Raw genomic sequence first — 211 nt, forward strand, 5'->3', positions numbered from 1 at the left:
CCCAGTAATGGGTGGAGGTGACCGGTACTAATAGGCCGAGGGCTTGTCCTCAGTTGCTCGCGTCCACTGTGTTGGTTCTGAAACCACGAACAACCCCATGCCCGGGGCCACCGGGTGTGGTGCGGTTGTCTGTTTCATAGTGTTTCGGTGGTCATAGCGTGAGGGAAACGCCCGGTTACATTCCGAACCCGGAAGCTAAGCCTTACAGCGC

Annotated in this window: 1 rRNA gene; it reads left to right on the plus strand. The window is 57.8% G+C overall.

Annotation, left to right across the window (positions count from 1 at the left end):
• Window positions 1-143: 143 nt before the first annotated feature.
• Window positions 144-211 (plus strand): 5S ribosomal RNA (rrf, locus tag OO69_RS48720); the annotation flags it as partial.

Source organism: Streptomyces sp. NRRL F-525 (genome assembly GCF_000716605.1).
In the GTDB taxonomy this organism is placed as follows: Bacteria; Actinomycetota; Actinomycetes; order Streptomycetales; family Streptomycetaceae; genus Streptomyces.